The organism is Amycolatopsis sp. PSD-21 (assembly GCF_055561455.1).
In genome coordinates this window covers 9,227,353-9,251,702 of sequence record NZ_CM145712.1, presented here as the reverse complement: position 1 = coordinate 9,251,702, position 24,350 = coordinate 9,227,353, and the positions used below count along the sequence as shown (strand labels likewise).

Below are 24,350 nucleotides of genomic sequence, written 5' to 3'. Positions count from 1 at the left end.
TCGCCGGGCTTAGGAGGCAGACGCGGTATCCCCTCCGAATGAAGCGAGTCGTCGGCGAGCTAAGCGCCGGCGAGGTTCCTGATCGCCGCCGAGGCGACCTTGGTCGCCATCCCGCATGGGTCCGGGTAGGAAGGGTGGTGGTCGGTCAGGCTTGGGATGACGGTATAGACGAGGTCATCTCGAACACCGACGGCGAGGGTGCAGTTCCCTTTGCCTTCGCCGCCATTGGCGTAGATGACTGCTGGGTACCCATCGACCGGATCGACCGGTTTGAAGGTGGTGAGGCCACCAGTCGCGTTCTGTGCGTAGAGTGCGCTTAGACCGTCCTTGTTCCCAGTGACGAGACCAGCGCTGAGGGTGTTCGGCGCTTCTTGGAAGACCCAGGCGCAGGCGTTTCCCATGGTCAGGTCGTCAACTCGCGTCCTCTTGACCTTGCCGCCGATCGCCTCGATCTCGGCGGTGGGAATGGCGCTGCAAGGGTCCGCCTCGACCGCTGCCGTGGCGGCGATCGGTTTCGCCACCGCCGGAGCTCCATCGGACGGAAGCCGTGGTGCAGACGGCGAACTCGTCGTCGCCGTGCCGGTCACCTGTGTGCCGCAACCGCCGCTCAAGAGCGATGCTGCCGCCGCCAAGACCAAGAAACGCTTCATGTCGTGCCTCCCCGCACGGGCCGCGAAGGGCGCGGCCTACCCGTAGTCCATCGCCGACTGCGGTGAGTGACCGCAGCAGCGAACCACGGAACCGGCGGCCGATCCGGCCAAGATCACCGGCACCGAGAGAAACGGCCTGGTCCGGAACCCGGGGCGGCCGTTCTGCCGTCATACCGCCATGGCAGGTTCCGGTCTACTGTCCTGGGCCACTTGCGAATCCCGTGCGTGATCGGCTTCGCTGGTGGCCGAGGAACGACGGGGGAGGGAAGCGAGACGATGCCGGGTTTTCGGCGCAACAACGGGCCGCGCGATCCGGGGGAAGGCGACCAGAACGGCGACACGTCGCTGCCGCCGCTCGACCCGTTCGATCCGAACCCCGACAAGCGGTACGAGGTCCCGGCGTCCGAGCTGATGAAGCCGGGCACGACGGGGCTGCTCCGCTGGCGTCGCCAGGCGACCAACGCGCCGATCGTGCAGGTCGAGGACGCCTACATCACCGGGACGCTCGATCTGCGCGCGGCCGACATCAAGTATCTGTTCCGGTTCGAGCGGTGCCGGTTCGAGCATCCGCCGGACGTCCGTGAGGCGCATCTGCTCGGGCTCGTGTTCCGCAAATGCTGGCTGCCCGGGCTCAAGGCGCGCAATCTCCGCACCCGCAACGACGTCCGCCTCATCCGCAGTGTCGTGCACGTCGACGCCGAGCACGAGATCGAGGAGACCACGGTCCAGCGCGGCGACGATCGCGAGCGCGGGATGCCGAACGCGGCGGTCAACCTCACCGACGCGGTCATCGAGGGATCGGTGGTGCTGACCCGCACGGTGATCACCCATCCGCGCGGCAAGGCGATCCAGGCCGACCGGGTCAACATCGTGGGTGCGCTGCTGGCGTATCGGCTGGTGGCCAACGGGGAAGTCCGCATCCCGGGGATGCGCGCCGGCGGTAACGTCAACTTCTCCGGCGCGACGCTGAACAACCGCGACGGCTTCGCGCTCAACGGGAACGGCATCCACATCGGCGGCAGCCTGCTGTGCGAGGTGGACAACTACGGGCCGGCGGCGCAGCGGAAACGCTTTTCCGCCAGTGGGATCATGTTCCTGCCGAGCGCCACTGTGGACAGTGACATCATTTTGCGCGAGGCCAAGCTTTCGGTGAACCAGGCCGGGCCGATCGTCGTCGACGCGTGGAAGTCGAACGATCCGTACATCGATCCGCGGCCGGCGCTGGTCGCGGATCGCTCGACGGTCAAGGGGAACCTCGAGCTGAGCGACGGTATGCAGGCGACCGGGACGCTGCGGATGGTCAACGCCCGGATCGGCGGTTCGCTGCGACTGGCGGGCGCCGAGGTGCAGGTCGTCCGCGGGCAGACCCTTCCCTACTACGACCGCGCGATCCACCTCGACGGGACCACGATCGGCGGCGATCTGGAGGCGACGAGCCTGCGCGTGCCGTCCGGGCAGTTGCGCATGGCCGACATCACCGTCGGCGGCAACGTGCTGGCGTGGAACTCGATGTTCCTCCATCCGCGCCGCGACGTCTTTTCCGCGCGGCGCGCGAAGATCGCGGGCAACTTCCAGCTCACCGACGCGACCGTCCAGGGCACCTTGCGGTTGCAGGGCGCCGAGATCGGCGGCAGCGTGAACCTCTTCGGCACGAGCCTGACCGAGCCCGGCGCCCGCACGCGCACCAGTTACTCGCTGGACGTCCGCACCGCGCGGATCGGCCGGGACCTGATCCTCACCGAGAACAAGGAGCGCCCGTTCGTCGCGCAGGGCGGGGTCAACCTCGACGGCGCACAGGTCGCGCGGCGCGTCGACTTCCGCGGCGCGCGGCTCGGTTCCCTGCCACAGCACGGGATCGCGCTCGACGGCAGCGACGTCTCGGCCGACGAGTTCCTGCTCACGCCCGGTGTCCCGCCGGACGGCCGGATCGTGCTGCGGCGCGCGCATTGCGGGACGCTGGGCGACAACGAGGCGTTCTGGGCGTCGGCGAGCGGGATCGAGCTGGAGGATTTCCGTTACGACGCACTGCAAGAGGACATCGCGCTCGACGACGACCGGGCGATCGATCATCGGATCGCGTTGCTGCGCAAGGCGATGGACGGCTACCGCCCGGGACCGTACGACCAGCTGGCGGCGACGCTGCGCGCGTCCGGTAACGAAGAGCACGCCTCCACGGTGCTGTTGAAGAAGCAGCAGTTCCGATACGAGGCGCTCGCGAAGGGCTTCAAGTTCTTCGGACCCGGTGTGCACGTGTGGAGCTGGTTGCAGCGGTCGATGGTCGGCTACGGCTTCCGTCCGGTGCGCGCGCTCGGCTGGCTGCTGACACTGCTCGTGCTGGGGAGCCTGTGGTTCGGGCTCGGCGTCGACGACTGCGTCACGAATCCGAAGCTCACGGTGAGCGGGCCGCGGTGCCTGGTCAACCAGGACGACACCGGGCTGCAATGGAACCCGGTGCTGTACACGATCGACCTCCTGGTCCCGATCGTCGACTTCGGCAACAAGTCGCGCTGGTACATGCACGGCATGGACAACTGGGTCGCGGCAGGGTTCACCGCCTCGGGCTGGGTGCTGGCGACGACGGTCGCGGCCGGTATCAGCCGGATGCTCCGCCGCGACAACTGAGGGTATTTCACATACCCTCAGTACGGAGGTATGTGATGACGCAGCGCAGCGCCACCGGCAAGATCGCGATCGCCGCCCCGCCCGAGAAGGTGTACGCCCTGGTCAGCGACCCGGGCGCGCTCGCGGACATGGCCGAGGAGTACGAAGGACACCGATGGGTCGGTGCGGCGAAGGAGCCCGCCGTCGGCGCCAAGTTCCGCGGCCGCAACCGCCGGGGCTTCCGTCGCTGGAGCACCCTTTCGACGATCACCGACGCCGACGAGGGCAAGCGGTTCGCGTTCGAGGTGACCACGTTCGCCGGTCTTCCCGTCTCGCGCTGGCAGTACGACATCGAGGCGACGGACGACGGTTGCGTGGCCGTCGAAAGCACGTGGGACCGGCGGCCTGCCTGGCTGCGCGGGCCGACGTCGCTGTTCACCGGGGTCTGGAAGCGGGACGACGCCAACCGGGCGAACATCGCCGCGACGCTGGCCAGGCTGAAGGCGGCCGCCGAGTCGCCTCACTCCACGAACCGCGACCAGAACTCGATCTGACGCGGCCCGCCGGGCGGCGGGGTGCCCAGCGGCTGGCCGCAGAAGTCGTGCCGGAGGTATCCCCGCAGGTCGTAGCCGTAATAGACGATGTCGGTCTGATACACCGACAGCACCGGATACCCCTGGCTCCCGGGGATCCCCGGCAGATACCGGTGCCCGCAGACGGGCACCAGCTGAGGGGCGAGCGCCAGATGCGAGCGGGCCCGCGAAAGCGCGTCGGCGAGGTCGATCGGGCGCATGCCCCAGTCCGGCAGCCAGAAGCCGTTGTGTTCGACGTCGTACAGCACGCCGTCGACCGGCCAGTCCAGGCGTTTTCGCAGCTGGTCGGGGTTGCCGCAGCGCCAGTCCGGCCAGCGGTCGCCGATCGGCACCCCGGCGGACAGGAAGGTGCGGTGGTCGGCGGCGAACCGGAAACCGAAGCGGGCTTCGACGTCGTCGAGCTCGGCCTCGCTCAACCCGGGACGCACGGGTTCGGCCAAGCTCGCCTGGAGGTCGTGTGCCTCCTCGATGGTGAAGGCGTGCTCAACAGTGGACATGTGTTCGAGCCTAAGTCGCGTGACTCGAACACGCCTTCTCTTTTAACACCACTCCCTCATCACCCACATGAGGCTCCTCCCCTGGGGTGAGCTCGCCCTCTCAACGCCTGGACGTCGGAACAGCACGGCCGGGCGTGTAGTTCACTCATGTCGTGACTTCCCCACGAACGCAGTCCCGCGTGCGGGCGCCCGAGCTCGACGGCGACGTGTGGCTCAACACCGGCGGCGAGCGGATCACGCTCGCCGGGCTGCGCGGCCGCGTCGTCCTGCTGGACTTCTGGACCAGTGGCTGCATCAACTGCCTGCACGTGCTGGACGAGCTGCGCCCGCTGGAGGCCGAATTCGCCGACGTCCTGGTGACCATCGGCGTGCATTCGCCCAAGTTCCTGCACGAGGGCGAGGCGGCCGCGATCGAGGCCGCCGTGCGGCGCTACGAGGTGCACCACCCCGTCCTCAACGACCCGAAGATGGCCACCTGGTCGCAGTACGCGGTCAAGGCGTGGCCGACGCTGGTCGTCGTCGACCCCGAGGGTTACGTCGTGCACGTCGCCGCCGGCGAGGGGCACGCCGAGGCGCTGCGCCGGGTGATCGCCGACCTCGTCGCGACCCACGAGGCCAAGGGCACGCTGCGCCGCGGCGGCAGCCCGTACGTCCCGGTGGAGGAGCAGCGCACCGAGCTGCGCTTCCCGAGCAAGGCCGTCACCACCGCCGAAGGCCGCATCCTGGTCGCCGACACCGGCAACCACTCCATCGTCGAGTTCGCGTCCGACGGCGAGACGATCATCCGCCGCTTCGGCAGCGGCCGGCGCGGCGCGCAGGACGGGCCGTTCGACCTGGCGAGCTTCACGGAGCCGTCCGGGATCACCCTGTTGCCGTACGAGGTCGCCGAGCGCGCGGGTTACCACGCCGTCGTCGCCGACACGGCCGGTCACCGCCTGCGCGGTATCGACCTGATCACCGGCGAGGTCTCCACGGTCGCCGGCACGGGCCGTCAATGGCGCGACGGCGTCGACACCGGCAAGGCGCTCGACATCGACCTCACCAGCCCCTGGGACGTCGCCTGGTGGGGCCCGGCGGGCGGCGTCGTGGTCGCCATGGCGGGCAACCACACCTTGAGCGTGTTCGAGCCGGTCTCGGGCAGCATCCGCCGCTTCGCCGGCACGACCGTCGAAGGCCTGCGTGACGGCGACGTCCACGAAGCGTTCTTCGCGCAGACGTCCGGTCTCACGCCCGACGGGCGGAAGCTGTGGCTCGCGGACGCGGAGACGTCGGCGCTGCGCTGGATCCAGCCCGAGGGCGAGACGTTCACCGTGCACACCGCGGTCGGCGTCGACCTGTTCTCCTTCGGTCACGTCGACGGCCCCGCCGACAAGGCGCTCCTGCAGCATCCGCTCGGCCTCGCCGTGCTGCCCGGCGAGACCATCGCGATCGCCGACACCTACAACGGCGCGGTCCGCCGCTACGACCCGCTCACCCGCCAGGTCACCACGCTCGCGACCGGTCTCGCGGAACCCTCCGGCCTGCTCGTGCACGACGGCGAACTGCTGGTCGTCGAGTCCGCGGCCAACCGCATCGGGCCGGTGCCGCTCGGTGAGCAGGCGGTGGCCGGGGACGCGCACGCGGTCCGCCGTCCGCCGACCGTGCTGGCGCCGGGTGAGCTGGAGTTCTCCGTCGTCTTCACCCCGCCGCCGGGAGAGAAGCTCGACGACCGGTTCGGCCCGTCGACGCGGCTGGAGATCAGCGCGTCGCCGCCGGAACTGCTCGCCGACGGCGCGGGGGTGGGCACGGACCTGTTCCGCAAGCTCCGCTTCGCCGAGGGCGTCTCCGGCGGTGTCCTGCAGGTCGTCGCGCAGGCCGCCAGCTGTGATGACGGAGGCGAGCACCCCGCCTGCCGCATCACCCGGCAGGACTGGGGCGTGCCGGTGCGGTTCGAAAAGGGCGGAGAAAGCGTGCTGAGCCTGGTCATGGCCGGGGATCCGGGTAAGTAGAGTCGTAGGTGTGTCAGATCGGCCGAAACTCGAGATTCAGATGTTGCAGGACAGGGTGCTCGTGAAGCTGTCCCCCGAGGACGGGGAGCGCCGGAGTTCGGGCGGCATCGTCATCCCCGCCACCGCGCAGGTCGCGCGGCGCCTCGCGTGGGGTGATGTACTGGGCGTGGGCAACAGTGTGCGGAACGTCAAGACCGGTGACCGTGTGCTGTTCAACCCGGACGACCAGCACGAGGTCGAGATCCAGGGTGAGGGGCACCTGGTGATGCGGGAGCGCGACATCCACGCCGTGGCGACCGAACGGACCGAACACGGCACGGGGTTGTACTTGTAGCTCGGCTGCGGGAGGGGTGGGGAGACTTGGCACGCGATGGGCAAGACGACCTGTTCACCGACGACCTCCTCCCGGACTCCGACCAGGACCTGGTGGACGAGCTCTTCGAGGGCGACCGGGTGGTCCAGCCGCCGCTCACGCCCGCGTCGAAGCTCCGCAGGGGGCTCGGCAAGGCCCTCATGGTCACCGGGGTGCTCATGGGCCTCTTCGTGGTCGCGTACGCGGTCGACCTGATCGTCAGCGCCGGGGACGTCCCGCGCGGCGTCACGGTCGCGGGGATCGACGTCGGCGGCCTCACGCACAAGGAGGCCGAGTCGAAGCTCCGCCGTGAGCTGGAGCCCAGGCTGATCGAGCCGGTGCGGGTGCGGGCGGGCGACGTCCGGACGGTGCTGTACCCGACGTCGTCCGGTCTCGGCCTGGACTGGCCGCAGACGCTGGGGCGCGCCGGTCACCAGCCGCTGAGCCCGTACACGCGGCTGATGTCGTTCTTCAGCAGCCGTGAGGTCGGCGTCGTCACCTGGACCGACGCACCGAAGCTCGAAAAAGCTGTCTCGGACCTCGCCGCCACGCAGCTCAACCGCCCGCCGGTCGAAGGGAACATCACGTTCCAGCCCGTCGCGGGCACCGACGGCGGCGTCGTCCCGGCCGCGGTCGAACCGCGGCACGGGCAGGCGCTCGCCGACGTCAAGGAGGCGGTCGCCGCGGTCACCGACCGCTGGCTGAGCGACGAGGGTGTCGAGCTGAGGGTGAACGTCGCGCCCGTGAAGGCGACTTCGCCCGGCGTGCACGCCGCGCTCGTCAAGATCGTCGTGCCCGCGGTCGCGAAGCCGCTCGTCATCCGCGGTGAAGGCAAGGACGCGACGCTGAAGCCGAACACGATCGCGGGGGCCTTCCAGTTCGCCGCACGTGACGACGGCAACCTCGAAGTCCGCATCGACCAGGGCAAACTGCGCGCCGCCGCGCAGCCTCAGCTCAAGGAGACCGAGACCGACGGGGCGGACGCGCAGATCGTCTTCGTCGGCGACCGGCCGGCCGTGCAGCCGTCGAAGGACGCGCGGAAGGTCAACTGGGACCTCACGTTCTCGTCGCTGACCTCGGTGCTCGCGAAGAGCGAGGAGCGGGAGCTGAGGGCGGTCTACGACGCCAGCAGCCCGGCCGTCAGCACCGACGCGGCGAACGTCCTCGGCATCAACGAGATCATCGGCGAATTCACCACCTCGGGCCTGAGCGGACCGGCGATGACGAACGTCCAGGCGTTGGCTGGCCGGGTCTCCGGCGCCATCGTGAAGCCGAACGAGACGTTCAGCCTCGGCGCGCGGTCCGGGGCGAGGACGGCGGACGCGGGCTACGTCCCCGCCCCGGTGAACGAAGACGGCACCGGCCCGGTCGTGGTCGGCGGCGGCGTCTCCCAGCTCGCGACGACGCTCTACAACGCCGCGTACCTGGCGGGCCTTGCCGACGGCGGGCATCTGGAGCACGACCACTACCTCGACCGCTATCCGGTCGCGCGTGACGCCAAGGCGATCAACGCGGACGGCTCACCGGTCGAGCTGCAGATCGTCAACGACGCCCCGACCGGGATCGCGATCCAGGTGCTCCCCGCGAACGGTTCGGTGACCGTGCGGATCTGGGGTACGAAACGGTTCTCGGTGCAGAGCGTCGGCGGCGAGCGGCATTCCTACGTTCCCCAGCCGGTGCAGATGGGGTCGGGGCCCGGCTGTGTGCCGGATCCCGGTGCGGCCGGGTTCAGCACGTCGGACACCCGCGTGCTGATCGACGTCGTCACCGGGACGGAGGTCCGCCGCGAAACCCGCAACGCGACCTACTCGCCGCGGGCCACGATCATCTGCGCCTGAGTGCTCATCGCAGCACCATGCAGCCACGCGCCTCGAAGTCCGCTAGCCACGACGGCTCCCGCAACTCCTTGTTCCAGCGCAGATCCAGTTTGTCCAATTTGGACAGCCGGGCGATGGACGACGGCAGCGAGGTCAGCTTGTTCTCGCGCAGATCCAGCTGACGCAATTCGCTCAGCTCCCCGATGGAGGACGGCAAGGAAGTCAGCAGGTTCTTCCGCAGATGCAGTTCGCGTAACGCGGAGAGCGTCCCGATCGACTCCGGCAGTTCGGTCAGGCCGTTGCCGTACAAGCGGAATTCGCGCAACGAGGCCAGCCCGGAGAGGTCTTCCGGGAGCGTCGGGATGCGATTGTCCGTGCAGCCAAGGTATTTCAGCTGCCTGAGCGAACAGAGCGCGGCGGGGAATTCGGTGAGCCGGTTGTCGCTCACGTAGAGGTATTCCGTCAGCCCGGCGAGCTCGCCGAGTTCGTCTGGCAGAGCTGGAAGCTCGTTGTGCCCCAGATCCAGGGTGTGCAGATTCCGCAGGCCTCCGATCGCGGGCGAAATGGTGGTGAGCCGGTTGGCGGCCAGATTCAGCACGCGGAGCCCGGACAGCGACCACAGCTCGTGGGGAACGGACGTCAGCCGGTTGTCGTACAGGTCCAGGTGCTCGAGCGAGGACGGGAGGGAGGTGCCGGGCAGGGAGGTCAGCCCCTGGCCACTGAGATCGAGTCGAGTGGTCACAGGGGCCGACCGTAACGGGATCAGGTGACTGTCCGGTGCCCGCCGCCCTTGACCTTCGCGTAGATCGCGGCCGCTCCGATCACGCCGACGATCGCCGCGCCGACCTGGAAGGCGTGGCGGATCCAGTCGATGCCCGCGGTGTCACGGACACCGAACACACCGGCCAGCCAGTTGCCGATGAAGGCGGCGATGATGCCGACGACGATCGTCAGCCACATCGGGATCTTCTGGTCGCCGGGCGCGATCATCCGGCCGATGACGCCGAGGATCAACCCGACCACGATCGTGGTGATGATGCCCCAAAGGCCACCCAACATGGTTCCTCCTTCGCTGGAGATCGATGAGCCCACGGTGACACCGATTCGGGCTCATCGCGCCTCAAGACCCCTTACCGGGTGACACTGCGCCGTCCGTAGAGGTTCGCGGCCAGGGTCACCCCGATACCGGCGATGACGATCTGGGTGATGAGTTCGAGCCAGTCGAAGCCCTTCGTGTCCGCGTAGCCGAGTCCACGGGCGATCGCCGTACCGATGAAGGCGGCGACGATACCGACGACGATGGTCAGCCAGATCGGGATGGACTGCTTGCCGGGCGCGAAGAACCTGCCGAGCACCCCGAGGATCAAACCGACCACGATCGCCGTGATGATGCCGGTGACTGTCATTGAGACTCCTTTGCCGAGGTCTCCGCCAACGGGCGGACTCAGCACGGAAATTCCCCCGGAGATCCCCCTCGAAACCACGAAGAGCCCCCTCCGGGCCGGAGAGGGCTCTTCGTCACGAAACCGTTTAGAACGCGGCCTCGGGGATGTCCATGAGGCTGTTGTCCGCGGCCTCGACGATCGCGCGGCGCGACGTCAGCTCCGGCAGCACGTTCTTCGCGAAGAACGACGCCACCGCGAGCTTGCCCTCGTAGAACGGGACGTCCTTCGCGGACGCGCCCGAGTCGAGCTTGCCGATGGCGACCTCGGCGTGCTTGATGAGCTGCCAGCCGATGAGCAGGTCGCCGACCGACATCAGCAGGCGGACCGTGTGCTGGCCGACCTTGTTGATGTTCTGCGGGTCCTCCTGCGACGAGGTCAGGTAGCCGATCAGCGAGCCGAGCATGCCCTGGGTGTCTTCCAGCGCCTGCTTGAGCAGGGCGCGCTCGTTCTTGAGCCGCCCGTTGCCGATCTCCGACTCGATGGTCTTCGTGATCTCCCCGGCGACGTAGGCCAGCGAAGCGCCCTTGTCGCGCACGATCTTGCGGAAGAAGAAGTCCAGCGACTGGATGGCCGTGGTGCCTTCGTACAGCGAGTCGATCTTCGCGTCACGGATGTACTGCTCGATCGGGTAGTCCTGCAGGAAGCCCGACCCGCCGAGGGTCTGCAGCGACTGCACGAGCTGCTCGGTCGCGCGCTCGGAGCCGACGCCCTTGACGATCGGCAGCAGCAGGTCGTTGACGCCGTGCGCGATCTTCTGCGAAGCCTCGTCGCCCTCGCCGGTCCACACCTGGTCCTGGAAGGTCGCCGTGTACAGGTACACCGCGCGCAGGCCCTCGGCGTACGCCTTCTGCAGCATCAGCGAGCGGCGGACGTCCGGGTGGTGGGTGATGGTGACGCGCGGCGCCGCCTTGTTCAGCATGTTCGGCAGGTCGGCGCCCTGGACGCGCTCCTTGGCGTACTCGAGCGCGTTGAGGTAACCGGTCGACAGCGTCGCGATGGCCTTCGTGCCGACCATCATGCGGGCGTACTCGATGACCTGGAACATCTGCGCGATGCCGTCGTGCACCTCGCCGAGCAGCCAGCCCTTGGCGGGCGTGCCGTGCTGGCCGAAGGTCAGCTCGCAGGTGGTGGAGGCCTTGATGCCCATCTTGTGCTCGACGTTGGTGACGAAGGCGCCGTTGCGCTCGCCCAGCTCACCGGTCTCGCCGTCGAAGTGGAACTTCGGCACGAGGAAGAGCGAAAGGCCCTTCGTGCCGGGCTTGGTCTCGATGCCGGGGCCCTCGGGACGCGCCAGCACCAGGTGCATGATGTTCTCGACCATGTCGTTCTCGGCCGAGGTGATGAACCGCTTCACGCCGTCGATGTGCCAGGAGCCGTCCTCCTGCTTGACGGCCTTGGCGCGGCCGGCGCCGACGTCGGAACCGGCGTCGGGCTCGGTGAGCACCATGGTGGCGCCCCAGCCGCGGTCGATCATGATCTGCGCCCAGCGCTTCTGCTCGTCGGTGCCGTTCTTGTCGACGATGCCGGCGAAGTTCGGGCCCGCCATGTACATGAACAGCGGCGCGTTGGCACCGAGGATCAGCTCGGCCGCGGCCCACTGCACGGTCGGGGGCAGGCCGAAGCCGCCGAGCTCGTTCGGCAGGCCCAGCCGCCACCATTCGCCGTCCATCAGCGCCTGGTAGCTCTTCTTGAACGACTCGGGGATCTTCACCGAGAAGGTCTTCGGGTCGTACACCGGCGGGTTGCGGTCCGCGTCGGCGTACGAGTCGGCGAGGGGACCGGAAGCGAGCTTGTTCAGCTCGGTCAGCACGCCGCGGGTGGTCTCCTCGTCGGATTCCGCGAGGACGCCCTTGCCGAGGCGGTCCTGCACGCCGAGTACCTCGAAGAGGTTGAACTCCAGGTCTCGGACGTTGCTCTTGTAGTGGCCCATTTCGTCACTCCAATGTGTTCGGCTCCCCGGCCGGGCACACGTCCCCTACTCGCCGGTAACTTCAGGATATTACCTGTGGGTAACCGGCGGCAAGTGAATGGCCACTGTTGTGATGTGTAAATCAGCAATACGGGGGTCTCGGCGCGGTTCAGCGGGATGACGGCGCGATCGAAGCGGCCGCCGGCGTCTCGGCGGGGGTGTGCCCGTCGTCCGGGTTCGCGACCAGGATGCCGGAGCGGAACGCGATCGTCACCGCGTGTGTCCGGTCGCGGGCGGAAAGCTTGCGCAAGATGCTCTTGACGTGCGTCCGCACCGTTTCCACGGACAGGAACAGGATCTTCGCGATCCCGGAGTTCTCCAGCCCCTCCGCCACCAGCTGCAGGACCTGGTACTCGCGGCGGGACAGTGGCATCAGGCCGCGCGCGGTCGCCGGTTTGGGGGCGTCGCCCGGCTTGGGGAGCACGGGCTGGCGTTTCGGCCGCGCGGTCAGCGCCGCCAGCGTCGGGTCGATGTAGCGGCGGTCGCTGTGCGCGCGCCGGATCGCCTCGGCGAGGTGCCGCCCGTCGGTCGCCCGCGGCACGATCGCGTGCACGCCCGCCGCGATCGCCGCGGCGAGGTACTGCTGGGTGCGGTTGGTGTCCCGGATCATCGTGATGATGACCAGCGCCGGGTCTCCGCCGCTGAGCAGACGGGACAGATGGCAGTTCGGGTCGAGCGCCGAATCCAGCACGATGACGTCCGGTTTGAGCTGTTCGCACAGCTGGAGCGCCGCGTGATGGCTCGCCGCGTGCCCGAGCCACTGCAGGCCCGGTGTGCGGTGGACCAGTGAGCTCAGGCCCTCGCAGAAGATCGGGATCGGATCGACGGCGGCCACGCCGAGTCCGCGGCCGCCTGGCGACAGTCCACCAGGCCTGCCGGCCTGCGTTCGGTTCGGCTCGATGCTTCGCATCACGGACCCCTCCGTTTTCCTGCCCGCCATCTCCGGACGAGAGGACTCGCGAGTCCATTCGGTGACCACCGCCCCCCGGCGTGGTCACCCTCGTCAACCGGTCCCCCCTGCGGGACCGGACAGAGATGACACCTCGTAACTATTACGAGTCAGTAGGCCGGAGCACGTGACGCGATATCCCCCTCATAGATGTATCGCCCCGTCGCGGCAAACTCTGCGTATCGGCTGGTTGTGGATCTCTGGCTCGAATGAGCGCGCCGAGGGCGGAAGTTGACACGTTCACTACTCAGAGTGGACTTCGGCGCGAAGGCGGCCGAATTCGTCTCCGAGCGCCGCGGCGGTCCAATGTGCGTTCAGCCCGCTGGGATTGGGCAGGACCCAGACCCGTGCCCCGCCGATCTCGCCCTCCTGCGGGCCGACCTTCGCCTTCGGCAGGCCGAACGCCGTCCGGAAGGCCGTGATCCCGACCACGGCGAGCCAGCGTGGCCGGTATTCGGCGACCCTCGCCGTGAGGAGGCGCCCGCCTTCGCGGAACTCGTCCGCGGTCAGCTCGTCGGCCCGTGCCGTCGTCCGCGCGACGACGTTCGTGATGCCCAGGCCCAGGCCGAGCAGTTCGTGCTGTTCGCTGGGATCGAGCAGGCGCGGGGTGAAGCCGCCGCGGTGCAGCGCGGGCCAGAACCGGTTCCCCGGCCTGGCGAAGTGCAGGCCGAGCGCGCCCGAGTAGAGACCGGGGTTGATCCCGCAGAACAGCACGTCCAGATCGGGCGCGATGACGTCGTCGATGGTCTTGCCGTAGGCGGCGGCCAGCTCTTCCTTGCTCGGTTTCGTCCTCACCCCGCCAGTTTCCGGCACGCTGGCGGGTATGGATGAGGGGGCGTTCACGGCCGACGGCTGCCCGGTCGAGGTGTACCGGCTGCTGCCGCCCGGCGACGAGCCCGGGATCGTGCACGCGGCGATCCCGGAAGGCGCCTCGATCCTGGAGCTCGGCAGCGGCGTCGGGCGGATCACGCACGCGCTGCTGGACCTGGGGCATCCGGTGGTCGCGGTGGACGACTCGCCGGAGATGCTCGCCGACGTCCGCGCGGACAAGGTGTGTTCGAAGATCGAGGAACTGCGGCTCGACCGGGTCTTCGACGCGGTACTGCTGGGCAGTCACCTGGTCAACACCGCCTCCGCGGTCGATCGCGAGGCTTTCCTGTCCGCCGCTCGAGCCCATGTCGCGCCCGGTGGCCGGGTGCTCGTCGAATGGCATCCGCCGGAGTGGTTCGAGTCGGTGCGCGATGGCCAGGGCGGCACGCTCGGCCGGGTCGGCGTCCGGCTCGACCAGGTCGTCCGCGACGGCGACCTGCTGTCGGCCGTCGTGCGGTACTCGGCGGCGGACCGGTCCTGGAGCCAGCCCTTCACCTGCCGACGGCTGGACGCCGAGGCGCTGAACGGCGCACTGACCAGGGCGGGTCTGGTCTTCGAGCGCTGGTGTGCCGACGACCGCACCTGGTTCTCGGCGACCCCCGCGTGACCTGGGACACCCACTTTCGTCTCAAGGGGTGGTCAACTCACCACGATGTGCGTACTGTTTGTGATCTCGCACACAAGGTCGTATCGAGGAGGCGTTTTGCAGCTCTCGCTCATCCTCGGCCTGGTCGCGTTGATCTTCGTGGTGGCCACCGTGCTGGTGATCGCGGAAGACCGGCGGGCCGCGCGGCGCGCGGCCCAGCGACGGCAGGCGAGGCTAGCGGACCTCGGCGAGGTCGATCCGCTCGCCACGCGGCGGCTGCATCTCGACCGTTGAGGGAGCGGGCTTCCGCACGAGGCTGAGCAGCAGCGCCCCGGCGATCCAGCCGAGCATCGCGCCGCCGGTGTTGTTGAGCAGGTCGTCGACGTCGAAGATCCGGTAGACGTAGGGCGCGGTGCCGAAGTTCGCGGTCAGCTGCGTGATCTCGATCAGCAGCGACGCGGCGAGCCCGATCAGTGTCGTGCCGATGAGGCCGCGCTTCCACAGTGTCCTGGCGAAGAAGCCGAGCGGGACGAACAGCAGCACGTTCATGGTGGCCTGCTGGAAGGTCTGGGTGGTGAACCAGTCGGCCATCGGCAGCCCGTGCTTGAGCAGTTCGGTGTGGATGTCGGCGACCCACTGGAACGGGTTCAGCTGCACGGTCTGGCTCAGCCGTTTGACACCGGGGCCGGGCAGCGGCAAGAACGTCACCGCCAGGGTCATGGTGGCGTAGAGCAGCACGGCGGCCGTGGTCAGGACGGGACGAAGCCGCACCCGGCCGTGCCGCGCGTGCAGGACGATCAGCTGCGGGATCAGCACCGTCGCCCAGAGCGCGAAGAAGGCGATCAAGCCGTACTGCAGGGCGGTGACCTGTGCGTTCGTCATGGTCACGACGTTATGGATCAGGCGGGTGCGGCCACTTCGGTCGAAGGGCCGCCGCCGGCGGGGCCGGATCGGCCGAGTGGCCGACCCCGATCTTGGCCGATCGGCGATATTCGTTCCCTGCTCCGCCGGTGGACGTGGGATTCTGCCCGGATGGTGCTCGTGCGACGGCTCATCCCCGCGGACCTCGACGTCTTCCGTGAGATCCGCCTTCGTGCCCTGACGGACACGCCCGAGAACTACGGCTCGATCGCCGCGGCCGAACGCGCGCAGTCCGACGAGGAGTGGCTCGCGAAGCTGGCCGGAGACGCCTGGTTCGCCGCCTTCGACGACGGGCGTCCGGTGGGTCTCGTCGCCGGGCGGGCGCGGGACGACGGCTGGATCCTCTACTCGATGTGGGTCGCGCCCGAAGCCCGCCGCCGGGGGTTGGGCACCAGGCTGATGGATGAAGTGCGGTCCGCCGCCGAGGAGGACGGCGCGCGCGAGGTGTGGCTGCACGTCGCGGAGGACAACGACCACGCGCGGCGCCTGTATTTGAAACTCGGCTTCATCGCGACGGGGGAACTGGAGCCGATGCCGAACGACGTCACCCGGCGGCGTGAGCGTCTCTATCTGCCTGTCGCCATGTGACGTTTGCCTATCGTCATGCTTTCTCCCCTGGTGAAGGTCAAATCCGCAAGGCAGACTCCTCCGCCGTGCGAATCGGAGGAAGCATGAAACTCTCTACCCGGCTGGCCGTGGTCGCCGGTGCCGCGCTGACCGCGCTGGCCGCCGTCGCCGCGCCCGCGTCCGCCACGTCGGCGACCACCGACGTCCGGCTGATCACCTTCAACGACCTGCACGGCAACCTCGAACCGCCGTCCGGTTCGAGCGGCCGTGTCACGCTCCCCGACGGCAAAACCGTCAATGCGGGCGGTGCCGCCTACCTCGCGACGCACCTGAAGAAGCTTCGCGGCGAAGTGCGTAACTCTGTCGTCCTGTCGGCAGGTGACAGCATCGGCGCGTCGCCGGTGATCTCGGCGCTGTTCCACGACGAGCCGACCGTCGAACTGCTGAACCGGCTCGGGGTCGAGGCTTCCGTGGTGGGCAACCACGAATTCGACGAAGGACTCAAGGAACTCCGCCGGATGCAGCACGGCGGCTGCCATCCGACCGACGGCTGCCAGTTCCGCGAGTCCTTCAAGGGCGCGAACTTCCCCTTCCTCGGGTCCAATGTGTACTACGAGAACGGCTTCCCGGCGCTGCTGCCGTTCAGCATCGAGTTCTCCGGCGGCGTCCCGATCGGCGTCATCGGCGCGACGCTGAAGGATCTGCCGCAGGTCGTCACCCCGGAGGCGATCAAGGGCCTGAAGTTCGGCGAAGAGGTCCAGGCCATCGATCGCACCGCCAAGCTGCTCGACCTGTTCGGGGTCAAGGCGCAGGTCGTACTGCTGCACCAGGGCGACAACTCCGAGACCGCCGGTCCCGACGAATGCAAGGTCAAACCGGGCGCGGCGACCGCTATCGCGCAGAAGGTGACGTCCACAGTGGACGCCATCTTCACCGGGCACAGCCACCAGCAGTACAACTGCGTCATCAACGACCCCGACGGCAAACCGCGCCCGGTGATCCAGGGTGCGTCGTTCGGTCGTCTGCTGTCGGTCGTCGACCTGAAGATCGACCGCCGCACCCTCGATGTCGTGCGTGGTGAAACCAAGGCGCACAACCAGATCGTCACCCGCGACGTCGATCCGGATCGCGACGTGCAGGACCTGATCGACGAGGCCAAGACGAAGGCCGCGCCGATCGCGAACAAGGCCGTCGGCACCATCACCGCGGACCTGACCGCCAAGGGGGCCCCCTCCGGGGAATCGCCGCTCGGCGACGTCATCGCGGACGCCCAGCTCGAAGCCACGAAGTCGAACGGCGCGCAGATCGCCATGACGAACCCGGGCGGTATCCGCACGGACTTCACCTACGCGTCGTCGCCCGCCGGCGAGGGCGACGGTGTCGTGACCTACGGCGAGGCGTTCGCCGTGCAGCCGTTCGCGAACATCATGCAGACGATCACGCTCACCGGGGCGGATCTGAAGAATGTGCTCGAACAGCAGTGGCAGGCCAACGGCGTCGTGCGGATCCTGCAGATCTCGAAGTCGCTGAAGTACTCGTACTCGGCGTCGGCGGCCCAGGGAGCACGCGTCTCGAACCTGACGCTGGACGGCACGCCGATCGACCCGGCGGCGTCGTACCGCGTTTCGGTGAACAACTTCCTCGCCGCCGGCGGGGACGGCTTCACCGAGTTCACGAAGGGGACCAATCTGTCGGGTGGTCCGGTGGACCTGGACGCGCTGATCGCGTACTTCGGGGCGCACCCGGGCATCGCGCCGCCGCCCGCGGACCGGATCACCGCCCTGCCGTAGCCCCCGCGAGTGTCATGAAAGGGTCGTTCCTGACGTTTTTCGTCCTGAACGACCCTTTCCTGACAGCTGCGGGGTGGTTTTGTCAGTGACCCAGGGCACAATGGCCGCCATGACGACCTGGGAAGAAGTCGTGGAACTGGCGGGCAGGCTGCCCGAGGTCGAGGAGTCCACTTCGTACCGCACGCCGTCGCTCAAGGTCGCGGGCAAGAGCTTCGCCCGGCTGCGCACCGAGGCCGAGGGCGGGCTGATGCTGCTGTGCGAGCACGCGGAGAAGGAGGCGCTGCTGGCCTCCGGCGACCCCGCGTACTTCACCACGCCGCATTACGACGGCTACGGCGCGATCCTCGTCGACCTGGACAAGGTCGAGAAGACGCAGCTGCGCGAACTCATCGAGGAGGCCTGGCGGATGAAGGCACCCGCCAGGCTCACGAAAGGACTGAACGACTAGCGGAGTTCCCCTTCGATGAGGCTCATCAGGTACTCGTCGTGCCACTGGCCGTCCCGGCCGCGGAACGACTGCCGATGCCTGCCGTCAACCTGGAACCCGAGCTTCTTGTAGACGTGGATCGCGGCCTCGTTGCCGACCACGACCCACAGCGCGATCATGTGCAGCCGCATCACGTCGAAGCCGTAGCGGCAGAGCGTGCGCATGGCGTCGGTGCCGTAGCCGCCGCCCCAGTGGTCCTTCTCGCCGAGGTAGATGTCGAGTTCCGCGCGGCCGCTCTCCGGCGTGGCGTCACGCAGGGTGCAGGTGCCGATCAGCGTGCCGACGGCGAGGCTCTCGATCGCGAAGTCCACCTGGCTGAAGCTGTTCGGCTTCCGGTTGGCAAAGCGTTCGCGGATCTGCGCGAGGGATTCCGGGTGGTCGGCGACCAGCCAGCGGGTGACCTCCGGGTCGTTGTGCCAGCGCCACAGCGTGTCCGCGTCCTCGGGTTCCAGCGGGCGCAAGCGGATCAGTTCACCGGTCAGCATCGTCCATCCCAAGATCGGTATCGGACTTTCCAGACTATTGGGCGACCCCCGCGAGCAGCCACCGCTTAACGGGCACTTCCAGCAGCACCCTGGCGCCGAACGGCTCGATCTCCACGCCGGCCGCCCAGCCGTCGTACTTCGCCGACAGGGCCGCGAGAACGTCTTCGCGCAGGGTTCCGCGATGGACGCGTGCGGAGCCTTCGGCGACAGCGGGCGCGTCGCCGTCTTCCAGCGCGATGCTGACACGCGGATCGTTGCCGATGTTGCGCACCTTCACGTTCCGCTCGCCGCTGCCGATCCAGAAGACGTCGTCGAGGTAGACGAACCACACCGGCGTGACGTGCGGCGATCCGTCCACGCGGAGCGTGCACAACCAGGCGTTGCGCTCCCGCGCGAGCCGTTCGATAAGCGATTGATCACGTTTCACCTGGTCAGCCTGCCCGAAAGCTAGGGTGCCGGGCGTATGAAGGTCCACCAGTACTGCTACTTCGCCTTGAAGAGCGAAACCGTGTCCGCCGCGGAGATCACCGCGCGGCTCGGCATGGAGCCCGACGAGGTCCTGGTACTGGGTTCGCGGTCCGCCGAGCACCGGTTGCCGCGGATGCACGCCTGGAAGGTGACGCATCGCGGTTCGGAGCCGGTCGACGACCAGATCGAGAGCGTGATCGGCAGGCTCGCCCCGGTCCGCCCGGAGATCCGGAAGCTGGTGGACGAAGGGGCCAGCGCGGTGCTGCAAGTGGTCCGCTACTTCCATCACCGTGACGGCGGCGAGGAGTTCGGCTGGCACCTCTCGCCCGCCGTGCTCGCTTTCCTCACCGAAGCCGCCGCCGCGCTCGACGTCGACGAGTACGACCTCAGCGAATGAGCTTCCGCCGGTCGTGGTGGGATGGTGCCCTGCAGCCGGACAACCCCGTTGGGAGCCCAGCATGTCGAGCGAGAACTGGCCGTTGAGTCAGGATCCCGAGTCGCCGGTGATCATCTCCCGGTCGCTGGTGGAGGATCCGTCGAACCTCGCGTTCGTCGTACTGGACGACGACGGTGACTGGTTCATCAGCGACGGCAACGAGTTCTCCGAGGACATGGAGATGAACAAGGACGCGTTCGGCGCGCTGCCGCTGCGGGAAGCGGTGGAGCTCATCCCCGAACTCGCCGCGCTCGCCGGCCTCCCCACCGGCATGGCCGCCGACTGGGATCCGGAGCGGCGCTCGTGGCTGCTGAGTTCGGTCGCCGACTCGGACGACGACGAGGAAGACCTCCTGGTACGCGCCGCCCGCCTCGCCGCGTGGACGCATCCGGGGTCGCCGCTGGAAGAAGTCCAGGTGAGCACCGAACTCGCCGAGATCTCCACCGACCCGGCCGCCCCGGCCCGCGCCGTGCGCCAGGTCGTCCGCGAGGCCGACGGCAGCTGGCTGCTCGTCGGTTTTCAGGTGCCGGAGAACGAGGATTTCGAGGTCGAAGCCCTCGAAATGGAGCACGCCGTCACGCTGTACCCGGACGTCGCCCTGGTACTGAGCGCCGCGCCCGGCCAGGTGTACGACCGGCCGAGCGCCGACGCGCCTTGGGAACTCGTCGAAGGCTGACTCAGCTCAGGTCGCAGTACATGACGTGCAACCCGATGCGCCCCAGCGTCGGGTGCTCGAACGCGCCCGGCACCGTCCCGACGATCTCGAACCCGAGCCGTTCGTAGATCCGGATCCCGGCGACGTTCGACTCGGCGACCGCGTTGAACTGCATCCCCGCGAAACCCTGTCCCCTGGCCCACTCCAGGGCGTTCGCGCACAACGCGCTCCCGACCCCCTTGCCGCGCAAGTCCTTGTCCACCATGAAACTGGCCGTCGCCACATGCGACCCGGGTCCGCCGCGGTTCGGCCCCATCTTGGCCGTTCCGAGCACGCGGCCGTCCTCGACCGCGACCACCGTCCGGCCGGGCGGCTTCTCGACCCACGTCCGGCGGGCGTCGTCCTCGGTGAGGTCCGGGTCGTAGGTGTAGGTGTCCGCGGCCTGCACGACTTCGCGCACGATCGGCCAGACCTGCGGCCAGTCGTCTTCGGTGAACTGCCGGATCTCCATACCTGGCACGGTAACAACGGTGGGAAATCAAAAACCGGTCCGGCGATTCCGATACCGCCGCCGGACGACGCCGAAATCCCCGCACCAGACCGGTCACCGTCAGGCCCCAACCGATCTAGAGCTTCGTCGAGCCGGACTCCCGCTCGACTCGTGTCCCCTGCGGCAAGTCGGCGGCGATTCCGTCGATCCTGCCGTGGACCACACGCTGATCGAAGACGCGCAGCTCACCATCCTCCAGCAACGTCGTCAGCCACCGGCTAGGCTCGCCGTTCTGCGCACAGAGAACCCCGGGGAACTCGAGCGAAAATGTCCGGAATCGTCCCGGGCTGATGAACCTCAGCGGCTCGCCGGTGGACGCGTCGAGATGCAGCCCGATCGCGCCGCATTCGTTGCCCGTCTCCGCGAAAATGATGGTGTACGGTCCAGGGCCGAACGGCCAGACCGCGCTCTGCCGTCGGCGGAATGTCGTGATATCTGCGCCGGGTTTCGACGGCCCCGTTCGGGCACGAGTACAAATCCCAGAACACGCTGTGGAAAAGACCGCATGTCGCATGTCACTCGAGTAGGGTCGATTCCCGTGCCGACCCTGCTGACGTCAGCGAGCTCACCAGATGAAGGTTCCGAGGACTTCGGTCGGCCGCGTCCACGATCGTGGGCTCATCGAGCGGGATCGATGGCCTGGGTTCCTGGCTCGGTCGAGCAATGTATCCCACGGTTGCGCTTCGCGCTAACGCAAATCGCAAGCGGCGTCGCCCTCGACGAGAACTGCCGCTGGCCTGACACCAATGAGACGTTCACGTTGCGAGCAGTGACCCGAACGCTCGGATCATCAGGCCTTTTGGTCAGATCGGCAGGCAGGCTGGGTGCATTGTCCGAGTCGGCGAAGTCATGGCTGAGCGACGGAACACCCGAGGACCTCATCTGGATCCTGCATGCCAATATCCGTTTCATCGGCGAGATACTGGCCGAGCTTGATGAACCACTTACCCATGATCAACTGCGAAAGGTTGCAAACAAGCGGTACGGAATGCAGTGGAACACCCTGGATCAGATCCGGCGTCGGACCAACTGGCTTCGTGCCGCTGGCCTTGTTGATCTGTGGAGCAATAATCATCTCGTCATAACGGACTCCGGTTCCGCGATGGCGTCCTGCATGGAAGTCGCTGAACCTGGCGACATCAACCGGCTTCGTGATGGAGGGGCTGATCTTCCGGAGGAAGTACCGGAGCCGGGACCAGAGATTTCCGAAGCGCTGGCACGGTTGACCTCGCACTCTTTGGCTGACAGAAAGCGATCAATTAGTTATGTGCCTGGGAGTGACGCCGTCGGATCAATTCTCCAGATGGTCAGTTCGGCTGACTTGCCGAAGTCGAGGGATGAGCTGCTGAGCGAATACAGGGAAGCTTTCGATATCTCCAATTCGTCAGCCGACATGGCGTTCAATACGCTGAGGGCGGCTGGACTGATCGAACAGGTCGGCCCGGATAGCTTCACGGTGACCTCCGTTACCCGGGAATGGGTCGAATCCGATTCCCCGATTAACCTTGTGCGCCTGTTTCACATTCAATTCCTTGCTGTCGGCGAGATTTTGACGGTCGTAGACGAGACAAAAGGAAATTCGACAATTTCCCGCGACCTTTCGCGGCGGTATGGATTTGACGCGTTGTCTACTAATGAGGTGGCACAACGTCTCCGATTGCTGCATAGTGCAGAGCTCGTGGATAGAATGGGTCATGCAATTTATCGGGTCAATTCATTTGGTCGGGCATTTGTGGAGACTATTCCGCTGTTGAGTGAAGCAGCTGCTCTCAAGCTCGTGAACGACGCGGCGGCGGATGCGGACGAAGACAGTTTCGCCAGTGGGCCTGTGGGGACTGAACGGCGCGAGAAGCTAGCTGAGTTACTCATGGATTTGTCGCAGGACCCGACTCGCCATCGAGAATTTGAGATCACCGTGGCTCAGGCGTTCGAGAACTTGGGTTTCAAGTCGCAGCACGTCGGTGGCTCGGGCGCGACCGATGTGCTGATTGAGGCCTGGCTCCAGGCGGGTACGACCAGGACGGTCATGGTCGAGGCGAAGACTGCCGGCTCGGGCGTGGTCGAGGAACGCGCTGTGAGCTTCGAGAATTTGGAAGAGCATCAGCGAAAGAATGGCGCCGATCACGTTGTTGTGGTCGGGCCGAGTTTCGGCGGCCGTCTGCCGGATCGTGCGAAGCGGCGAGGTGTGACTCTCCTCGAAGCGAGAGAGCTTGCGGAATGGCTAGTTCTGCAGGGAAATTTCCCTCTGTCAGCTTCTCGATTCACAAGCGCCCTTGCCGAAGGCGATAAAACTGCCGTACGCGATGCACGCAATGAGATGTCCGATAGCCTGGGAGTGTTGCAGCGAGTTGTCCTCAAACTGTGGGAATGTGCACATGATTCGAGTCATATCGCCGCGAGCGAAGGCGAACTGAGCGCCCGTGAGCTCTGGCTCCTTCTGGGTAGTGACGGCCTCACCACCGGGCTCGCTGAAATCGAAACCGCACTGACTTTTCTGTCGTCACCTCTGGTGGGGGCTGTAAAGGATGCGGGTCGCGGCAACTACGTGTCATCGGAAGATCCCGCTACGGTTGCCCTGAGGCTGGAGGCGGTTGCGCGTTCTCTGAGTGGCAGGTCTGCCCCCTCTGGTTTTCACATAGCGCGACAAGAAGTGGCGCGACGTCGAAAAATTTCACTTGGCAATGCGGCGTCGGCGGGTGCTTCTCGATCTGATGTCGACTCCGTCGCTGTTCGCCGCTGGGCGCAAGAGCAGGGCATGCGTGTGAGTGAGAAGGGGCGTCTTTCCGGCGCACTGATTCGCCGATATCGTGATGCTCACAAAGGTGGCTGAAGTATGACGTATTACCTTTGAAAGGAATAGAAGCCTCTTGACGTCCAGCCTAACGGTCGCCAGCTGGTCGAGGTAGGTAAGAACGACGGTGGCTACCAGGATGATGGGGGGCCGCTGTTGCTTCTGGTGTCGGCTTTCCGTATCAAAGCACACTTCGGCGCCTCGATATGGGCGACGCGGTTTTGGGCGCCGAGCAGCGAGGGATACGCGGTGACCGCGGCTACGTGGTCAGGTGGACCGGGCGATCTGGCCGTTCTCCTCCATAGTCCCGTCGGTGGCGTTGCCCTGTCGGGGTTGGCAACCGGTACGTCGACCGAACGTCAGTCGGTGGGTCAATGGACGGAGGTCATGGCGAAGACGGGGCCCAAAGGCCTGCACCTCCACGACCTGCGGCACGCCGGTCGAAGGTGGGCACGTCGACCAAAGACTTCATGGCGCACAAGACGTGGGCGGTGTTCATCTGCCGACGGTCGTGCCAGTGAGGCCGACGTGCAGATCGTGGACCGGTTGTCCAGCTCGTCGACCGCAACGGCACGGCTACCGACGATGAACATGGGGACGGCCGCCGGTCCAGGTCGGCTAATGGTCCAGCCGGAAGATCAGCCGGGCAAAGCGAAAGCCCCAGGTCTTAAGTGGACATCCACTGACCTGGGGCTTTCGCATGAGAGCGGATGACGGGAATCGAACCCGCGTATTCAGCTTGGGAAGCTGATGTTCTACCATTGAACTACATCCGCAGTGCGCCGCCAGCATACATGGTCCGGATCTCCCCTTGCCAAGCCCCACCCCATCCTTGACGTCGCCCTCGAAAGTGACAACACTTGTTGTCGACCTCGGAGGTGAT

General features: G+C 67.1%; 26 protein-coding genes and 1 tRNA gene. 13 read left to right on the top strand and 14 right to left on the bottom strand.

Annotation, left to right across the window (positions count from 1 at the left end; genetic code table 11):
* Positions 1–59 precede the first annotated feature (59 nt).
* Positions 60–650, bottom strand: coding sequence for a DUF3558 domain-containing protein (locus ACZ1DY_RS43670; RefSeq protein ID WP_465483163.1), 591 nt, complete (start codon positions 648–650; stop codon positions 60–62).
* A 276-nt stretch (positions 651–926) separates the two neighbouring features.
* Here ACZ1DY_RS43670 and ACZ1DY_RS43665 point away from each other — a divergent pair, with 276 nt between their 5' ends.
* Together ACZ1DY_RS43665 and ACZ1DY_RS43660 are read left to right on the top strand one after the other, a co-directional pair.
* Entirely contained in the window at positions 927–3,272 is a 2,346-nt protein-coding gene (locus ACZ1DY_RS43665; RefSeq protein ID WP_257483445.1) for an oxidoreductase, read from the top strand.
* Positions 3,273–3,307: 35 nt separating this feature from the next.
* Positions 3,308–3,805, top strand: a complete 498-nt coding sequence (locus tag ACZ1DY_RS43660; RefSeq protein ID WP_465483162.1) for an SRPBCC family protein — start codon at positions 3,308–3,310, stop codon at positions 3,803–3,805.
* On the opposite strand, the gene ACZ1DY_RS43655 is transcribed toward ACZ1DY_RS43660, so the two are convergent.
* Complete coding sequence (locus ACZ1DY_RS43655; RefSeq protein ID WP_126736161.1) at positions 3,772–4,341, bottom strand: hypothetical protein; 570 nt, start codon at positions 4,339–4,341, stop codon at positions 3,772–3,774. The two genes, ACZ1DY_RS43660 and ACZ1DY_RS43655, sit on opposite strands and share 34 nt — an antisense overlap.
* 179 nt (positions 4,342–4,520) lie before the next feature.
* Between ACZ1DY_RS43655 and ACZ1DY_RS43650 the strand changes: the two genes are divergently transcribed.
* Genes ACZ1DY_RS43650 through ACZ1DY_RS43640 form a run of 3 tightly spaced genes read left to right on the top strand, consistent with a single transcriptional unit; the run spans position 4,521 to position 8,519 of the window.
* Positions 4,521–6,329 carry an NHL domain-containing thioredoxin family protein gene (locus tag ACZ1DY_RS43650; RefSeq protein WP_465485795.1) on the top strand — a complete coding sequence of 603 codons (1,809 nt, stop codon included), beginning with the start codon at positions 4,521–4,523 and terminating at the stop codon, positions 6,327–6,329.
* 40 nt (positions 6,330–6,369) lie between these two features.
* Positions 6,370–6,663, top strand: a complete 294-nt coding sequence (locus ACZ1DY_RS43645) for a GroES family chaperonin (protein ID WP_007032412.1) — start codon at positions 6,370–6,372, stop codon at positions 6,661–6,663.
* Between the two features lie 26 nt (positions 6,664–6,689).
* Positions 6,690–8,519, top strand: a complete 1,830-nt coding sequence (locus ACZ1DY_RS43640) for a VanW family protein (protein WP_465483161.1) — start codon at positions 6,690–6,692, stop codon at positions 8,517–8,519.
* 4 nt (positions 8,520–8,523) lie between these two features.
* Here ACZ1DY_RS43640 and ACZ1DY_RS43635 read toward each other — a convergent pair whose 3' ends face one another.
* The 6 genes from ACZ1DY_RS43635 to mug all read right to left on the bottom strand — a co-directional run bounded on the left by ACZ1DY_RS43635 (position 8,524) and on the right by mug (position 13,656).
* Positions 8,524–9,240, bottom strand: a complete 717-nt coding sequence (locus ACZ1DY_RS43635) for a leucine-rich repeat domain-containing protein (RefSeq protein ID WP_465483160.1) — start codon at positions 9,238–9,240, stop codon at positions 8,524–8,526.
* Positions 9,241–9,260: 20 nt separating this feature from the next.
* The gene (locus ACZ1DY_RS43630) at positions 9,261–9,557 is read right to left on the bottom strand and encodes a GlsB/YeaQ/YmgE family stress response membrane protein (protein ID WP_126736158.1); all 297 of its coding nucleotides are present in this window, start codon (positions 9,555–9,557) and stop codon (positions 9,261–9,263) included.
* A 71-nt stretch (positions 9,558–9,628) separates the two neighbouring features.
* Entirely contained in the window at positions 9,629–9,904 is a 276-nt protein-coding gene (locus ACZ1DY_RS43625; RefSeq protein WP_016338181.1) for a GlsB/YeaQ/YmgE family stress response membrane protein, read from the bottom strand.
* 124 nt (positions 9,905–10,028) lie between these two features.
* The gene (locus tag ACZ1DY_RS43620) at positions 10,029–11,873 is read right to left on the bottom strand and encodes an acyl-CoA dehydrogenase (RefSeq protein WP_465483159.1); all 1,845 of its coding nucleotides are present in this window, start codon (positions 11,871–11,873) and stop codon (positions 10,029–10,031) included.
* 148 nt (positions 11,874–12,021) lie between these two features.
* Positions 12,022–12,822: a response regulator transcription factor gene (locus ACZ1DY_RS43615; RefSeq protein WP_126736156.1), complete on the bottom strand. Its 801-nt coding sequence runs from the start codon at positions 12,820–12,822 to the stop codon at positions 12,022–12,024.
* A 282-nt stretch (positions 12,823–13,104) separates the two neighbouring features.
* Complete coding sequence (mug, locus tag ACZ1DY_RS43610; RefSeq protein ID WP_465483158.1) at positions 13,105–13,656, bottom strand: G/U mismatch-specific DNA glycosylase; 552 nt, start codon at positions 13,654–13,656, stop codon at positions 13,105–13,107.
* A 28-nt stretch (positions 13,657–13,684) separates the two neighbouring features.
* Here mug and ACZ1DY_RS43605 point away from each other — a divergent pair, with 28 nt between their 5' ends.
* A complete protein-coding gene (locus ACZ1DY_RS43605) occupies positions 13,685–14,338 on the top strand; it encodes a class I SAM-dependent methyltransferase (protein ID WP_465483157.1) in 654 nt (217 codons plus the stop codon).
* Between the two features lie 96 nt (positions 14,339–14,434).
* Positions 14,435–14,611 (top strand): hypothetical protein, encoded by a 177-nt coding sequence (locus tag ACZ1DY_RS43600; protein ID WP_185927304.1) that lies wholly within the window; start codon positions 14,435–14,437, stop codon positions 14,609–14,611.
* On the opposite strand, the gene ACZ1DY_RS43595 is transcribed toward ACZ1DY_RS43600, so the two are convergent.
* Positions 14,552–15,199 carry a VanZ family protein gene (locus ACZ1DY_RS43595; protein ID WP_465483156.1) on the bottom strand — a complete coding sequence of 216 codons (648 nt, stop codon included), beginning with the start codon at positions 15,197–15,199 and terminating at the stop codon, positions 14,552–14,554. The genes ACZ1DY_RS43600 and ACZ1DY_RS43595 overlap by 60 nt on opposite strands.
* 150 nt (positions 15,200–15,349) lie before the next feature.
* Here ACZ1DY_RS43595 and ACZ1DY_RS43590 point away from each other — a divergent pair, with 150 nt between their 5' ends.
* The 3 genes from ACZ1DY_RS43590 to ACZ1DY_RS43580 all read left to right on the top strand — a co-directional run bounded on the left by ACZ1DY_RS43590 (position 15,350) and on the right by ACZ1DY_RS43580 (position 18,043).
* A complete protein-coding gene (locus tag ACZ1DY_RS43590; protein WP_126736152.1) occupies positions 15,350–15,826 on the top strand; it encodes a GNAT family N-acetyltransferase in 477 nt (158 codons plus the stop codon).
* Positions 15,827–15,909: 83 nt separating this feature from the next.
* On the top strand, positions 15,910–17,595 hold the full coding sequence (locus ACZ1DY_RS43585) for a bifunctional metallophosphatase/5'-nucleotidase (protein WP_465483155.1): 1,686 nt from the start codon (positions 15,910–15,912) through the stop codon (positions 17,593–17,595).
* Between the two features lie 109 nt (positions 17,596–17,704).
* Positions 17,705–18,043 (top strand): MmcQ/YjbR family DNA-binding protein, encoded by a 339-nt coding sequence (locus tag ACZ1DY_RS43580; RefSeq protein WP_126736150.1) that lies wholly within the window; start codon positions 17,705–17,707, stop codon positions 18,041–18,043.
* On the opposite strand, the gene ACZ1DY_RS43575 is transcribed toward ACZ1DY_RS43580, so the two are convergent.
* Both ACZ1DY_RS43575 and ACZ1DY_RS43570 read right to left on the bottom strand, forming a co-directional pair.
* Entirely contained in the window at positions 18,040–18,567 is a 528-nt protein-coding gene (locus ACZ1DY_RS43575) for a GNAT family N-acetyltransferase (RefSeq protein ID WP_257483434.1), read from the bottom strand. The genes ACZ1DY_RS43580 and ACZ1DY_RS43575 overlap by 4 nt on opposite strands.
* Before the next feature lie 34 nt (positions 18,568–18,601).
* The gene (locus tag ACZ1DY_RS43570) at positions 18,602–18,994 is read right to left on the bottom strand and encodes a pyridoxamine 5'-phosphate oxidase family protein (protein WP_126736148.1); all 393 of its coding nucleotides are present in this window, start codon (positions 18,992–18,994) and stop codon (positions 18,602–18,604) included.
* A 36-nt stretch (positions 18,995–19,030) separates the two neighbouring features.
* On the opposite strand from ACZ1DY_RS43570, the gene ACZ1DY_RS43565 reads away from it, so the two are divergent.
* Both ACZ1DY_RS43565 and ACZ1DY_RS43560 read left to right on the top strand, forming a co-directional pair.
* The gene (locus ACZ1DY_RS43565) at positions 19,031–19,432 is read left to right on the top strand and encodes a DUF4279 domain-containing protein (protein ID WP_378435068.1); all 402 of its coding nucleotides are present in this window, start codon (positions 19,031–19,033) and stop codon (positions 19,430–19,432) included.
* Between the two features lie 61 nt (positions 19,433–19,493).
* A complete protein-coding gene (locus ACZ1DY_RS43560; protein ID WP_126736146.1) occupies positions 19,494–20,147 on the top strand; it encodes a hypothetical protein in 654 nt (217 codons plus the stop codon).
* A gap of 1 nt (position 20,148) precedes the next feature.
* Here the strand turns inward: ACZ1DY_RS43560 and ACZ1DY_RS43555 are convergent, their stop codons facing one another.
* Entirely contained in the window at positions 20,149–20,637 is a 489-nt protein-coding gene (locus ACZ1DY_RS43555) for a GNAT family N-acetyltransferase (RefSeq protein ID WP_465483154.1), read from the bottom strand.
* Between the two features lie 115 nt (positions 20,638–20,752).
* A complete protein-coding gene (locus tag ACZ1DY_RS43550) occupies positions 20,753–21,190 on the bottom strand; it encodes a hypothetical protein (RefSeq protein WP_465483153.1) in 438 nt (145 codons plus the stop codon).
* 255 nt (positions 21,191–21,445) lie between these two features.
* On the opposite strand from ACZ1DY_RS43550, the gene ACZ1DY_RS43545 reads away from it, so the two are divergent.
* On the top strand, positions 21,446–23,506 hold the full coding sequence (locus ACZ1DY_RS43545; protein WP_465483152.1) for an Lsr2 family DNA-binding protein: 2,061 nt from the start codon (positions 21,446–21,448) through the stop codon (positions 23,504–23,506).
* A 666-nt stretch (positions 23,507–24,172) separates the two neighbouring features.
* Here ACZ1DY_RS43545 and ACZ1DY_RS43540 read toward each other — a convergent pair.
* Positions 24,173–24,243, bottom strand: a tRNA-Gly gene (locus ACZ1DY_RS43540).
* Positions 24,244–24,350 lie beyond the last annotated feature (107 nt).

Bases quoted from the DNA above. Each gene is read 5' to 3' on its own strand.
- ACZ1DY_RS43560 (WP_126736146.1), top strand. From the start codon at position 19,494: ATGTCGAGCGAGAACTGGCCGTTGAGTCAGGATCCCGAGTCGCCGGTG.
- ACZ1DY_RS43670 (WP_465483163.1), bottom strand. From the start codon at position 650: ATGAAGCGTTTCTTGGTCTTGGCGGCGGCAGCATCGCTCTTGAGCGGC.
- ACZ1DY_RS43595 (WP_465483156.1), bottom strand. From the start codon at position 15,199: ATGACGAACGCACAGGTCACCGCCCTGCAGTACGGCTTGATCGCCTTC.
- ACZ1DY_RS43585 (WP_465483155.1), top strand. From the start codon at position 15,910: ATGAAACTCTCTACCCGGCTGGCCGTGGTCGCCGGTGCCGCGCTGACC.
- ACZ1DY_RS43575 (WP_257483434.1), bottom strand. From the start codon at position 18,567: ATGCTGACCGGTGAACTGATCCGCTTGCGCCCGCTGGAACCCGAGGAC.
- ACZ1DY_RS43605 (WP_465483157.1), top strand. From the start codon at position 13,685: ATGGATGAGGGGGCGTTCACGGCCGACGGCTGCCCGGTCGAGGTGTAC.
- ACZ1DY_RS43580 (WP_126736150.1), top strand. From the start codon at position 17,705: ATGACGACCTGGGAAGAAGTCGTGGAACTGGCGGGCAGGCTGCCCGAG.
- ACZ1DY_RS43660 (WP_465483162.1), top strand. From the start codon at position 3,308: ATGACGCAGCGCAGCGCCACCGGCAAGATCGCGATCGCCGCCCCGCCC.
- ACZ1DY_RS43620 (WP_465483159.1), bottom strand. From the start codon at position 11,873: ATGGGCCACTACAAGAGCAACGTCCGAGACCTGGAGTTCAACCTCTTC.
- ACZ1DY_RS43625 (WP_016338181.1), bottom strand. From the start codon at position 9,904: ATGACAGTCACCGGCATCATCACGGCGATCGTGGTCGGTTTGATCCTC.
- ACZ1DY_RS43655 (WP_126736161.1), bottom strand. From the start codon at position 4,341: ATGTCCACTGTTGAGCACGCCTTCACCATCGAGGAGGCACACGACCTC.
- ACZ1DY_RS43645 (WP_007032412.1), top strand. From the start codon at position 6,370: ATGTTGCAGGACAGGGTGCTCGTGAAGCTGTCCCCCGAGGACGGGGAG.
- ACZ1DY_RS43550 (WP_465483153.1), bottom strand. From the start codon at position 21,190: ATGCGACATGCGGTCTTTTCCACAGCGTGTTCTGGGATTTGTACTCGT.
- ACZ1DY_RS43590 (WP_126736152.1), top strand. From the start codon at position 15,350: ATGGTGCTCGTGCGACGGCTCATCCCCGCGGACCTCGACGTCTTCCGT.
- ACZ1DY_RS43615 (WP_126736156.1), bottom strand. From the start codon at position 12,822: ATGCGAAGCATCGAGCCGAACCGAACGCAGGCCGGCAGGCCTGGTGGA.
- ACZ1DY_RS43565 (WP_378435068.1), top strand. From the start codon at position 19,031: ATGAAGGTCCACCAGTACTGCTACTTCGCCTTGAAGAGCGAAACCGTG.
- ACZ1DY_RS43555 (WP_465483154.1), bottom strand. From the start codon at position 20,637: ATGGAGATCCGGCAGTTCACCGAAGACGACTGGCCGCAGGTCTGGCCG.
- ACZ1DY_RS43630 (WP_126736158.1), bottom strand. From the start codon at position 9,557: ATGTTGGGTGGCCTTTGGGGCATCATCACCACGATCGTGGTCGGGTTG.
- ACZ1DY_RS43665 (WP_257483445.1), top strand. From the start codon at position 927: ATGCCGGGTTTTCGGCGCAACAACGGGCCGCGCGATCCGGGGGAAGGC.